At 52.9% G+C, this 13178-nt stretch carries 11 protein-coding genes and 1 pseudogene; 5 read left to right on the top strand and 7 right to left on the bottom strand.

Going from position 1 to position 13178, the window contains the following annotated elements; translation table 11 throughout:
• Nucleotides 1-122: 122 nt before the first annotated feature.
• Nucleotides 123-788 (bottom strand): copper resistance protein B, encoded by a 666-nt coding sequence (locus MHM37_RS11015; protein WP_239296680.1) that lies wholly within the window; start codon nt 786-788, stop codon nt 123-125.
• A 9-nt stretch (nt 789-797) separates the two neighbouring features.
• Nucleotides 798-1109: pseudogene (locus tag MHM37_RS11010) on the bottom strand (multicopper oxidase domain-containing protein); the annotation flags it as partial.
• A 394-nt stretch (nt 1110-1503) separates the two neighbouring features.
• On the opposite strand from MHM37_RS11010, the gene MHM37_RS11005 reads away from it, so the two are divergent.
• The 5 genes from MHM37_RS11005 (at nt 1504) to MHM37_RS10985 (ending at nt 4634) form a co-directional block, all read left to right on the top strand.
• A complete protein-coding gene (locus tag MHM37_RS11005) occupies nt 1504-2352 on the top strand; it encodes a hypothetical protein (RefSeq protein ID WP_239296678.1) in 849 nt (282 codons plus the stop codon).
• The gene (locus tag MHM37_RS11000; protein ID WP_239296676.1) at nt 2345-2758 is read left to right on the top strand and encodes a hypothetical protein; all 414 of its coding nucleotides are present in this window, start codon (nt 2345-2347) and stop codon (nt 2756-2758) included. The genes MHM37_RS11005 and MHM37_RS11000 overlap by 8 nt, the downstream gene beginning before the upstream one ends.
• A gap of 70 nt (nt 2759-2828) precedes the next feature.
• Entirely contained in the window at nt 2829-3218 is a 390-nt protein-coding gene (locus MHM37_RS10995) for a hypothetical protein (protein ID WP_239296675.1), read from the top strand.
• Between the two features lie 120 nt (nt 3219-3338).
• Nucleotides 3339-3971 (top strand): recombinase family protein, encoded by a 633-nt coding sequence (locus MHM37_RS10990; RefSeq protein WP_044628637.1) that lies wholly within the window; start codon nt 3339-3341, stop codon nt 3969-3971.
• Between the two features lie 312 nt (nt 3972-4283).
• On the top strand, nt 4284-4634 hold the full coding sequence (locus MHM37_RS10985; RefSeq protein WP_239296674.1) for a hypothetical protein: 351 nt from the start codon (nt 4284-4286) through the stop codon (nt 4632-4634).
• Between the two features lie 90 nt (nt 4635-4724).
• Here the strand turns inward: MHM37_RS10985 and MHM37_RS10980 are convergent, their stop codons facing one another.
• From MHM37_RS10980 to MHM37_RS10960, 5 genes are read right to left on the bottom strand one after another with little or no spacing between them, the layout of a single operon-like run.
• Nucleotides 4725-6821, bottom strand: coding sequence for an AAA family ATPase (locus MHM37_RS10980; protein ID WP_239296673.1), 2097 nt, complete (start codon nt 6819-6821; stop codon nt 4725-4727).
• A gap of 10 nt (nt 6822-6831) precedes the next feature.
• The gene (brxL, locus tag MHM37_RS10975; protein WP_239296672.1) at nt 6832-8880 is read right to left on the bottom strand and encodes a BREX system Lon protease-like protein BrxL; all 2049 of its coding nucleotides are present in this window, start codon (nt 8878-8880) and stop codon (nt 6832-6834) included.
• A 12-nt stretch (nt 8881-8892) separates the two neighbouring features.
• Nucleotides 8893-11391: a BREX-1 system phosphatase PglZ type A gene (pglZ, locus tag MHM37_RS10970; protein WP_239296671.1), complete on the bottom strand. Its 2499-nt coding sequence runs from the start codon at nt 11389-11391 to the stop codon at nt 8893-8895.
• On the bottom strand, nt 11388-12065 hold the full coding sequence (locus MHM37_RS10965) for a DUF4276 family protein (RefSeq protein ID WP_239296670.1): 678 nt from the start codon (nt 12063-12065) through the stop codon (nt 11388-11390). Before MHM37_RS10965 ends, pglZ begins: the two co-directional genes overlap by 4 nt.
• Nucleotides 12062-13174, bottom strand: a complete 1113-nt coding sequence (locus tag MHM37_RS10960) for an AAA family ATPase (RefSeq protein WP_239296669.1) — start codon at nt 13172-13174, stop codon at nt 12062-12064. Before MHM37_RS10960 ends, MHM37_RS10965 begins: the two co-directional genes overlap by 4 nt.
• Nucleotides 13175-13178: the final 4 nt, after the last annotated feature.

Genomic DNA, 13178 nt, shown 5'->3' with positions numbered 1-13178 from the left:
CGTTGTCGTTGCTTGTTTATGCAGCTTGATGTCCATGAACCTGTTCCCGGATGAATTGCTGAAGAAGCTCCCTGGCGGCTAGCAAAGGATAACTCCTATAGGCGATTTGATCATCCGGAACATTACACGTAAGGCGCAAAGCGTCTGGTCACTTCGTAGCCCAGGCGCATGCCGACACGCACTGAGTTAAGGCCCTCACCCACACCAAACTCCTCAACTTCACTGGCGGCCACGGCAATTTCGGTGCGCGGCTGTAGGTAGAGCCGCTGAGTCAGGCGCAGATCGTATTCGCCTTCAAAACTGGCGGCCACGTCGCCATCTTCACTCACTTGTAATGCCACGTCGGTTTCAATGCCGTAGGGCATTACGCCTTGCAGGCCGACAACCCCATAGGTGCGTTCAGCGTGATCATCGGAGAAAACACCGCCTTGATAACCGATCCCCCCCTGTAACTCCCAAAAATCAGCCACTAAACGACTATAGAGTAGTTCCAAAGACTCAAACTCAGCATCTTCGCCGTCGCCCTGGACATTTTCGCCTTCTGACTTTAGGTAAATGCGGTTGATATCGCCGCCGTACCAGCCTTGAAAGTCCCATACCACGGCTTCTGGGCCTTTATCAGGCACGCTATATTCGAGCCGATCAAACAGTGCCATACCCATATTATGTTCCTCAGTGGGCGCTGGCCAACTGTCTGGTGCCGCATAGCCATCTTCGGCTTGAGCGGTCGTGGCGGCGGCCATGCCAAGGGCGGCGCTGGCGAGGGTTAAGTAGCGCTTAATTTTCATACTGCCTCCTTAAGAAACTTGAACAACGCGGAACATGCCAGCATCCATGTGATAGAGAAGGTGGCAGTGGAACGCCCAACTGCCCTCTGCATCTGCGGTGATCAACGCAGATACGCGCTCACCGGGCTTCACATTTAGGGTGTGTTTGCGTGGTATCAATTCCCCTTGGCCGTTTTCTAGCTCCATCCACATACCGTGGAGGTGAATAGGATGCTCCATCATGGTGTCGTTAATCAGAATTAGGCGCAGCCGCTCATCTTTCTCAAAATGAATAGGGCCGGTCACTTCGCTAAACTTCTTACCGTCGAACGACCACATATAATGCACCTGCTCAAAGAATAATAAATTAAAATCCTTTAAAAACAGATGTTTACATTATTTTTTGCATCGATCTTCGCCCAGCACTACCCATTTTACTACCCATGGATAGAAACTTTATCTCTGATTGGCCCAATCGGTTACTACCCACGATTATAAACTGGGATAAGTGGGAAACTGGGAATTTCTGATCCTTTTCCGATTTACCAACACCTCGCCTCAACCGAAAAAATCCTGCTGGCAAGTCTAGCAAGAGCGACACTCCCGATGCACCACCGCTGATACACCGAAGTTTGTACTGACAGTACAACCTATTGATTTTAATAAAATTTTTTTTAATTCCCTCTTGCGTATTTGCAACTTCATGCGAGTATTTTAGAAAACGCAGGAGTTCAAAATGACCAAGTTGAAGACTATTTGTTTTGCTGTAACTACAGCCGCGCTCGCGGGTTGCGCTGCCACGCCTCGACACTATGACGACGAATCATCCCGCGCACTGAATCTGGCCCGTGCCGGCGGCGTCTACGATCAGGACCTGCGGGATTCACCAGACGGGACACGCTCGTATCGAAAGGGTTTGTTGGTAAGCGCCCTCAACCTGGCCAGTCTGGCTACCTCATTAGATGCGCCGCTTCGTCATCTTACCGGCACCCAGACGCTGCTCTTCAACGCCACTGACATCATGATGACGCCGGACAACCCTTCGGCGCGACCTAGCCTGATGGGCTGGATGCCGGAATCACTGGCGGCGAACGAGGATGACGCCTATGACCACTATATTGCAGTCGTAGATGAGGCCATCACCCAGGCCGCCGAGTCGATGGCAATTACGGCAACGAAACTCACAGACGTGAAGACGCCAAAAATTGATGGGCACCCGCTCATGCTGTGGTCGGTAACAGCGGAGCGATATGGCTGTGCCGATAGCAACTGCATCATCGCCTACAACATCCAACAACCGAATCACTGGAAGACACCAAGCTATGTGATCGGCGGTGAAGCTTACAGTTACAACATCGCTGCCAACCACCCCGAGAAATACTCCCGACTGGTATTTCGGCAGTCCGGCCATGAGCCCACGTTTCCAGTAGATGAATTCTATGGCGCTGTCAGCGCCAGCATGCCTACCTGGATAGTGATGTACTTTCCACCGAACACCGTGATCCAGGGCGGCGAGCCGCTCCCCTATCCGGTGTTGTATGAACAGGGCCAACAGCTGATGTTCAGAGAGCCCGACCATGAGTGACTGGCACGATGAACTTGAGTTGGCACTGCTGCCGCTGGAGGACCTGAGAGTCGATAGCGTCTACATGACTTTTGTGATCAGCAATGCCCTGAGCGAGCGAGGCATTTTCCATCAATGCCGGATCGGATACGCGGAGGACCGACTGAGCCGAATGACCACCGCTCCCCATTGCTGGATCGAGCTCGAACAGGGCTGGTGTATCGATCTCCGGCTGAGACAGTGGCTGGGCGATGAGGACGACCTCCCTCATGGCGTATTCCAACCATCCAACTACCCGCGAGTTCGATACCAAGGCACTGCTTTGCTGACTCCATACCTGGACGTGGACGATTTGAGGGCGATGACGAACGATGCCTACAACAAGGTGAAACTGCCTCGGCTGGCCAAGCAAGCCGCAGCGGCCTGACGCCGGGCAAAACTTGCATTTTCTCAGGTTCTGGTAGCTTCGAAGTAAAGAACTATCGGGGACTGAGGCCATGGTGAGAGTGGCAAAAACAGTAGCAGTGGGGCTCGCCGGGATCGGCGTTGTGGAGCTCGCCTTTAGGGGTACCGATGCTGCGCTTTACGCATGGTATCTATTGTTCGCGCTCTGGATGGTCGCACTTTTCACTCGCTTCACACTAGCCGCAGTCGATGCTTACAAGACGGTTTTCGCCAAGGGACCCGATGGGGAAATGACGTTTCCTGAATTCGAACAAAAGATGGCGTCGTTCAGTCGAGGCAGTGATGAGGAGGCAACCGGCGCGAGCAACAAGGCAACTTCCGGCAATGGGAGCAATGGCGGTACAGAGGGTTTCATCGATGACGACAGAATCAACCAGATTTATCGAGCGGACGATCCGTTCGGGGAGTTTCTCGACTCTTGAGGTGGTTCCTTATGGGTACAGATCAGGAGAACCAGGGGTTCGAACCCGGTAACGGCCACCAGAACCACCTAAACCAGACCGGCCAGAGAGAACCACTTATAACAGACTGAGGAACCGACGATGTTTATTCGAGCCTACCTTCGGGCATCCACGCAGGAACAGAATGCGGAGCGAGCCCGGGAGTCACTGGTACAGTTCGCAGCCAACCACGGTCAGCGTATTGCCGCTTTCTACGTGGAGAACGTGTCCGGCGCTACTTTGCACCGACCCGAGCTGATGAAGCTGATCACAGATTCCGGTGAGGGTGACATTGTGCTGGTCGAACAGATCGACCGGCTGGCTCGCCTCAAACAGAGTGACTGGGACTCCCTGAAGCAAAAGCTGGCCGCCAAGCGGTTGGCCATCGTCTCCCCGGAATTACCGACCAGTTGGCTCGCTCTGGAAAAGAAGGGCGACACCGGTTTCACCGATTCCATTCTCCGAGCGGTCAACGCCATGATGCTCGACATGCTGGCTGCCGTCGCCCGTAAAGATTACGAAGACCGCCGGCGCCGGCAGTTCCAGGGCATCCACAAAGCCAAAACGGAGGGTAAGTACCAGGGTCGGCAGCCAGACCTGAAGCGCAGGCAGCACATCGCCAGCCTTCTCAGGAGCGGCCACAGCTACAGCGAGATCCAGGAGATGCTGAGCTGCTCGCGGCACTTGATCGCGTCTGTCGCCAAAGAACAAAGACAGGCCGATGCTGCGGCCTGAAACCAACAAAGTGCCCTGACAGGGCAATCAACTATTGGAGACCTGAATATGCTGAATCTATATGCCACCCTGATTGCATTCCTGAGCTTTGTCGCGGTCGTACTTTTTATCTGCGTTATGGCCTACCGCAACGCCGATCGGCTGGAAGTGTTCCTGGAGCGAAAGTTCCGAAAAAGATCACCCCGACACAATGGCGATCTGAAATAAATTCGGGGCAAACCGGTGTTCTTGCCCAAAACGGGCAGTTTGAGAGCCGTGCCTACTGCGTCGTCCATGGCAGCATAATCGTGAAGTCGATATGAGGTTATGCACATGACGGACAAAACAACCATGCTTCCCGAAAGCTTTCTATTTCTGCTGGAACAAGAAGAAAAGCGGAGGCAGCAGCGGGAGGACGCGGGGCTTCCGGCTCTCACAATACTGATCGACGCCGCTCATAGTGGAGGCGGCCAGGCCCGGCATATCAGGCGATTCCTTCTTGGCCTATATAATGCCAGCCGCTGGCCATTCGAGTTGAACCGACTCAGGGCCTTGGATACCGAACTGCAACAGGCTGCGTTGCAGGTTCTGGCGCTGGATTGGAATGGCCGGGAGGTTCACACCTATCTGCCGGGTGGTGATGAGTTGTTTCAGGCTTGGTGGGAACAGGAGTCGAAAGCGTGATACGCTTGCTGCACTATATTGATCGAAACCTCCCCAGCCTCGTACCGGGTGTTGTGCGCCCAATGTGTCAGTCGGATGTGTGGTGGAGCTTCATTGGACCTCCTGCAGAATCCGATCACATTCAGAGATTACATACTCCGGAATTGTATCAAACCTTGCAGGATCAAGCTGGCAAATAAACTCATTCTCAATATGATATGTTTCATTGATAAACTTCTGAACAACAGAATTCTCAATATCCAGATCTAACAGGCGAAAAATCTGAAGTTTTTCATACCCATTTTCGGAAGCTCTATAAAGCGAATTCAGCGCATTGACATCAGTAACTCGATTCAAAATATCAGAGTATGAAAATCCGTTCAGAAAGCCCGATATTTCATTGCATCCATTGGAGAACTTAGCAGGCGCCATTTCCGGATAATTGTTATCTGCCCCTATGGGTTCTCTGGTATCAATTGCACGCCCTCTTTTGTGCAGAATATTGGAGAGTACTTGATAAGCATCTCCCTTGTCGTCAGAAATTTCAAAATGACGTCTCATGTAAATCAGCTTGATAACATCATCCTTGTCAGAGGCGAGAGCATTCTTGCAAATCTGGGAAAAGGTTTGCATATCCTCTTTTCTGATCACATATTCAATTAACTGGCCAGCTTCAAGCCTCAGAAACGATGCCGAAGTCTGATTGCTGAACTTATGCGCAAGAGACTTAATGGTATCGATAATTGGCTCCACATCATGTGTAAGCATCAAAACTGTTTTATTCTTCAAGCATGAGCCAGCTTTTCGACGGAAAAGCATTTCGAGAATGGCATACTTTTTGTTCTTGTCAAATGACGAAATTGGGTCATCCAGAATGATCAAGTCCGGTTTTCTTGACAGACACTCATACATGAAAAGAACGATTGCAAAAGCATTTCTTTCACCAAAACTGAGGTGTTGGCTTCCGCCGCTGAGATATTCCTCGTGATCGGCATGTCTCAGTTTCAGTTGTGACTGTTCGCCTTCACCTACTATCTCAACCTTATATCGGTAACCTGCATATGAGAGAAAATTGTTAATGTCGATCTGATGCCGTTCGACCGTTCTCTTCATCTCGCTTCGTTGCTGACTGATCTTTCCCTGAAGTTGGCCGGCCTGTGCAATTACTTCGTCGATAGAGTCGTTAATCGGAGTGATGGCTTCCAGCATCCTTTCTGAATTAAGCTCCGAGAAAAAAGCCAGGTCCAGTTTATAGGCAGGCAGTTTTTCAGAAACTTTTTCACCGTCTTTAAATTGGAACGCAGAAAGTGTTCTAAGATTTTCGAGCTTCTCAGTGAAATTATCGATTTGACTTTTTACCGAAGCAAGAAATGCTTCGTGTTCTTTTTCAAGCCCGTCCTTCAGTTCTGTAATTGCCTTCAGCTTACCCTTCGCCTCTTTAGAAAAGAAGTCGCCCAGCTTTTCGATCACACCGATTATGGCGATCAGGTTCTTAATCGTATTTTTATCATATTCTTCGCCAACCTTCTTGATCTGATCCTTCTTTTCAGCTACATGCGAGGTGCAAAATGGACAACTATCAGATAGTTCTGAAAATTCGTACCCCTTTGTTTGCCAGTCAATCCAGTTAACACTGTTTTCGCTCTGAATGAACGGTGTATAAGACTCAAGGCCAGAGGGAACATGTTGAATTTTGTTACCTGAAGATAGTCCTTTCATTCCTGTCGAAGATTTGGACAAGCCGGATTTGGTCAACTTGAAAGCATTTCCCATTTCCCTTAGGGTGGTTATCAAGGTTTCCAATTCTTGATTTCCGGAAAACAGTTGTTTGATGTCCTGGATCAAACTTTCAATTTCCTGCTCTTTCTGTCTGTAGGCGTCTGTTCTAATCAATATATCAAAGCTGTTGCTGAGCAACTCATCAGTTTTGAACACAAACTGACTGACGTACTCCTCGTTGAAGCACATGACAGTATTGATGCTTTCTGTGCCGGTAACTTCAGGTGCTAATCCATCTGGATTGGATTTTCTAAGCTTAAATGGGATGAGTTCATTTAAATTTGAGCCTTCAGTCGTACCGAGGGTAATTGCCCGAGCAATTGAGCTTTTTCCGGTTCCGTTTGGTGCGAACTTTATGTTCAGCGTATTTTCAGAAAGAACCAAACTAGCCCAATCAATGTTATTGCAATTTTTAATCTCGATATTCATTTCGCGCTCCCTAAACTTTAATAAACGTCACCTCAAAGGCCTTGCTAGACCGAAACCGCTGCAACCGGTTGGCAAACGCGAAGGCTTCATTCATCTCGTAGTGCTGGAAGATGTCCAGCCCCCTGTCCAGCGATATCTTCCAGCCGTGGTCCGTGACGATATGGCGGGCGTGAATGGTGCCGCTTTCGTCAAACTCCCAGGTGAAGTCGATACCCACTGTGCGAGCGGATTCCTGGATTTTTTCAAAACTCTCGTCTTGTAAGTCACCCTTGAACTCGTCCCGGACGGTGACGAGATGAACCGCCATTTCATCTTCCTCGGCCTTGTTCTTCACGATGGCCTCGAGAAACTCCATGAAATTGCGGATCTGGTAGAAAAGCCGGATGTAGGGGTCTGTGACGGTGATCTTGCGGGCGCCCTTCAGGTATGCGCCAAACAAGCCGTCGAATGAGATACCCTTTTGGTTCTCCTGGAAAGTCAGGTGTTTTTCCTCCAGCACAGGCTCAGGGACGCAGGGCTCTTTGGGCTCGCCACCTTTAACGCCTGCTGCTGGCTCGGGGTCTAACCCCCCGTCATCAGGGGTGGACACCGTCTGGTGGTAGTAACCCGGGTACTCTTCTTCCTCAAGTGTCGTGACCAGTATTTCCTGGCCTTGTTGATCCTGATAGGAAAATCGGACTTCGCCGTAGGTGGTATCAATCCGCTGTAACTGGTCCTTGACCCGCTTGCGCCCCTCGATGGCAAAACGCAGCACTTCTTCAACCTCATCCCTGGTTGCTCCGCCTTGGGGGAACAGGATCTTCATCAAGCCGGAAAAGGTCTTGTTGATACCGTCCCGGTCACGGGTCGAGATATCCGAAGAGAGGGTAAAGTACTCCCGATACTGATCGGAATAATCGTAGTTCCGCATCGAGCGCAGGATTTCTGCAAGGTAGTCCACCACGAAGCCATAGCCGTCGGAGAACATCTCGCCCCGGATGATGTCGACCTCCCATCCCGGAATATAGAAGTGGATCCGGTCCAGAAAGGCAGAATCGTAGAACTTGTCCGGCAGTTCATCGAACAGGTCTGAATGCTTCAGCATGTAAGGAACAGTGTGCCGGGTGTTCCCCACGAACACCATGGACGCCTCGGCGCCCAGGGTTTCCACGCCCCGGGAGAAGGACTTGTTGGCCATGTAGTTCTTCATGATGTCGACCAGTGCTTTATCGACGCGTTTCTGCTTGCCGGCGAATTCGTCGAAGGCCACGCAATCCCAGTAGCCCACCAGGCCGATTTTGCCGCTGGAGTTATTCACAAACAGCTTGGGTACGGTGACTTCACCACCGGAAACCAGGATCCCATGGGGCGAGAATTCGGAGTAAACGTGGGATTTACCCGTCCCCTTGGGGCCAAGTTCGATAAGGTTGTAGTTCCGCTCGCAGAACGGAATCAATCGGACCAGTTGCGTCAGCTTGCTGCGCCGTCCGAACATCTCCGGGTTAAAGCCGATACTCTGGATCAGCAGGTCAATCCACTCATCGGTACTGAACTGCTGCCGCGCGGCAACGTAGGCGTCGTAGTCGAAGTGAGATAGCTGAATCGGCTTGAGGGTGGACAGAATCCAGGGGCTGACGTTCTGGTCTTCAGAAAATACGTATTCGATGTCCGCAATGCACCAGACGCCGCTTACCAGCAGTTTGGGGTGGGCCTTCACGGTCCCAGAATCCACCAACACTTTCTTGATTCCCAGGTTGGAAAACTGCGCCTCGTAGGCATCCGTCTTCTCATTCAGGGCCACACTGATCTTGTCGATAACCTTGTAGCGCCCCTTTTCCTTGATATTCGAGCGCACCAGTCCGGCCTCGTTCCGGTGGACATAGTGCTTGGCCAGAATCTCCTTGACCGTCTCGATACCGGTCTGAATCGTGGCCTCGTCGTTGGTGGCGCAGTACTGGCCGAGCAGATACTCCAGTACGTATGAGGGGACGATGGCGTTGCCCTTGACCGTTTTCACCAGGTCTTTGCGCACCACCAGCCCTGGGAAGTATTCGTTGATCTTTTGGTCAAGCGTACTCATTGGCTATAACCCTCAGAAATCAAAATCGCTGGTAAAGGACCGCCGCATCAGATACCTGAGCGACTTGTATTCCTTGTAGTGGGAGGTACCGGCGTGCTGCTCGTCCAGGCGCAGGAAAACCTCCTGGCCATTGGCCTCATCCGCCTTGCGGCTCAGCACGAAGCGCACCTGAAGCTCCCGCTCGCGGGGGTTCTCCGAGGTCAGGTCAAACGACAGCTCGTGACTGTCCGAAATCAACTCCCCTGACTGGGTGTAAATTCCGGCCCGCAGGTGGCGAGGCTGTACTTTCTCGGTAACCGGTCCGGACTGATACAAGGTGACCGCCAGTTGGCCGGAAGTAATCACCGAGCTGGCCCCCCGGAGGATGTCGACCTCAACGGCGCTGACATCACTCTGGCGCTTCTTGTTAACCTTCAGGACCGGAATCACAACCTCCTGAAGGGATGCGCCGCCATGCACAAAGCGGCTGCCAGAGCCTTTAAGGCGCAGCCGGTTGATGGACTTGGGAATCTGCACTTCCATCTCGCCATCCAGCCCAAGCTGCTCAGACGAGAAGTGATGGAAGGCCGGAGAGGCGGACAGCCCCTTACCCAGCACGAACCGACGGTCCCGGTAGCGAATATCATCGCCAGAAACGGCATCGCCCAGGAAATCACTCTCATCCAGCTCACGGTTCTGGTAAATAAAGCCATGATCAGCGGTGATCAGCAGGTTATTGGCGTTGGCCGCCGTGAGCTTTTTGATCAGACGAATCAGATCCCCCAGGGTCTGTTCCGCAGCTTCAAAGGCCTGCCCCTCTGAGTGCATCTTGTCGCCGGTGTGATCGATGCGGTTGTGGTAGATGTACAACACATCATTACCCTTGAGCAGCTCCCGGCTGTCTTCCCGGTTGAGCTGCATAAAATCCTCCGCCTTGACGCCCTGGCCCCGCCCGTCCAGGGCGGCCTGCAGGATTTTGGTTCGGTTGACCGTACCCTGTGAGCTTTGGCCATCCACCAGTACCGTGCCGGTATCGTTGTCGGCGATCGCCAAGGACTTGTTGGGCAGCAGCGCCGCCATACCGAGCTGGGTATAGCTGGGAAGGGTCGAGAGTGCCGGTTCAAGCTCCGCGCTGTAGCGATCTTCCTGCCGGATAAGGCCCAGCAGCTCATCACCAATCTCATAGCGCATGGCGTCGGAAATGACCACACAAATCCGTTTGTCCTTGCGCAGGTACGGGCGAACCCAGTGCTCGAAAAAGGCTTTTTGCTGAACGACCGGATAGGCCTCCCAGCGCGGCGCGGCATCCACGTGAACCTGGAAGCCATCGCCCAGCTTGAGCAGGTAGTTGTTGGAATACAGGTTCTCCACCTGCTCACTGAGCTCGCCCATCAACGATGCCTGGCCGGACATGCGCACATGGTAGGTAAACTTGCGGTAGAGCTGATCCAGCTGATACCAGGAGCGGCTGTATCGCTGAACGCCGTCGGAGAGGCTGTCCATGGTGAGACGAGCCTCACCCAGTATTTGGACAAAACGGGCCGCAAACTCAATGGCTTCATACAGGTGGCGGAACTCCCCGTACCAATGGCCCTGGCGCCGCTGCCGCACCCACAGTGCCACATCGCCACTAGTGACCGTGCGGCCTACCACCGCCCGCACCAGGTCACTGATAATCTTCTGGTCGATTAGCCGGAAGTAGTCCAGCTCAACCAGGTCCCGGAAGTCCCGTTTACCGAGATCCTGCTCAATGCCCAGCACCTCGGCACACTCGGCAGACAGGGTTTCAAACCCCTGCTCGAACTGCCGGCTGTCTTTCCAGCGTTTGAGGAACACCAGGGCGTCGCCGGTCAGTTTGACATCGCCATCGGTACCCATGGCGTAGCAGGACTTGAACAGCTCGATCACAAAGTCGCGCAGGCTGGGCTCACTGGCCTCGTAGCTGTAGAAACGGGTCAGCTGTTCCCAAAGGAAGCTATCCAAGCCGCATCGTTCGATCAGCCGGATGCCATCATCACGGTCTTCCGCCAGTTGCTGCAGCAGGGTTTCCACCACCGAGTCCATACGCGGCTCGCTACCGGCACAGACAGCCAGCATCTTCAGGCGAAGCTGACCGGCAGTGTCATCCGATTTCAGCAGCTTCTTCAGCGCCTCCTTGCGCTTTAACGCCTGGAAAAACTCCGCGTGGGCCTGGGCCACCTCGGCAAACTCCAGGCCCAGCTCCAATTCGGATAGCCAGATAGCCACCTGGTCGGTCCGGAACTCGCCGTGGGCCAGCTGTACGTCCAGCAACCAGTTGTCCAGATCCTCTGGTTGCGGCCCCTCCTTGTACAGCAAGAATTTCTGTTCCGGTGCCTCCCGCAGGATGCGATGTTTCAGGCCGTACTCATTGTTGGCGATCTCCAGCTTCTCCACGTCCGGAATGGAAAGCGCCTCGAAGTCACTGCGCAGCTCTTGCTTGGTGTCGTACCAGAACACAACCCGGTGCTTATCGAAAAGCCTGCCCAGCGCATAATTGATTTGCTGGCTCATTCTTTACCTCCGAGCTTCTCCAGGCGCGACACCCACTCATCAAAGTGTTTGCAAGAGGCCCGTAGAGCATCGAGGCCGATGTGAGCCGCAACCGATACCCCTGATGTCACCTTGTCGTACTCCGGTATCTCTTTGAGAATTCGTTTCGATGGCGCTGTTTCTCGACCGTCATTGATGAGCTCCGGATTTTGGGAGCCGACCATCTTCACCAGATTTCCAATTGGCTGGTCGTGCTCCAGGTACTCCCAATCCAGCTTGGCCGGGTCAGCCAGAATCAGGCTTTCAAATTCATGCAACTGGATATAGGGAATAAAGTTTGGCTTGTTCATTTCATTGCCAAAAGCAGCTTCGAGCCGTTCGATCCTTTGATAAGGCTCCAGCCGTTTCGCCTCGTCAAATCCTGGGAAATCGTCTGGCAAGGCATATAAATCGAACATGCTGGTAAACCAGCATTCCTGGTTGGCGTCTTCCTTCATCCAGGTTTCGATATCGGCTTTTGCTTTCTGATAACTGATCAAGCCACCCCGGTATTCTTTGGCCGCCCGTTTGTCCTTGCTCGTTAGCACGCAGCGCGCGTCGGTGTAGACATCAAAGTGCGCCAGATGGGGAGTCAAAACCTGGTCGACAAAGGCTTTCTCGGTCTGACCCTCTGCGGTTATGTGCAGTCGAATCACGGCTGCCCTCCCAACACATTTTTCTCCCAAAGCTCCGAGAGACTGTACCGTTGCAACCATTCACCCAGCGCCTCCGGTTCCAGACGGTGGAACGAGCTGGCGCCGGTCTTAGAATCGCGCTCCACGATCACGATCTGCTCCGGAAGGAATTCATCGACCAGACGTGTAGACTGGGTGGCCAGGACCACCTGCGTTTTCTGGGATGCACGTTTGATCATACCGGCAAGCTCAAGCGTGGCAGCCGGATGCAGACCCAACTCCGGCTCATCCAGAACGATCACTTTTGGAAGCAACGCCGGTGGCTGCAACAGCAGCGTGGTCAGCGCCATGAAGCGAAGAGACCCGTCGGAAATCTGATCCGGACCAAAGAGATAATCCTGGCGGTAGGTATCAGACCAGTTCAGTCGCACGAAACGGTCATTGCCAGGAAGGGTATCCAGCACGAAGTCGTTGAACTGCGGCATGATCTTGCGAATATGCCGGACAATTCGTTCGTAGTAAGGACGATAGCTATCCGACTCCTTCAACATCTTGAGGAAGGCCGCGAGGTTGCCCCCATCGCTGCGCAGGTAGGACACATCATCAACGTACACCCGGTCCTTGATTCGGGCGGTGTCGGATGTGTCGTGAAACTGGAAGGTCTGTATGCCTCTGAGCAGACCGGTAAGCACTTTACTGGTGGGCCGATCATCCTGCCCCAGCTCCGCTTCAGGGCCACCACTGGACAGAAAGTATTCTTGCGGCCTGGGGTGACCGGCTTTGTGATAGCTTACCTGTTCACCGCTGACGAACAGCCGGTCCGGCAACCCATAGGATAGCTTTACATCGTAGGAGTCGGTGGTGCTGTCATCTTCCAGTTTCACGCTGAAACTCAGCGATTCGGTCACCTTTGGGCCATAGAACAGCAGTTGGCTGACACCCTGCCTGCCAACGTACTGCTGCAATGCTCCGGTGGTCATAAACCCCAGCAGCCGGAACAGTGAAATCAGGTTGCTTTTCCCGGAGCCATTCGCCCCCAAAAGCACCGTGACATCGTTAAAGGCAATACGCTCGTAGTCGTGGTTGCTGATGGATTTAAAGCCTTTAACGGCAATTTCTTTTAATTTCATAGGT

The sequence above is a fragment of the Halomonas sp. MMH1-48 genome (assembly GCF_022348105.1).
Taxonomy (GTDB): domain Bacteria; phylum Pseudomonadota; class Gammaproteobacteria; order Pseudomonadales; family Halomonadaceae; genus Vreelandella; species Vreelandella piezotolerans.
This window is presented reverse-complemented; position numbering and strand designations above follow the sequence as displayed.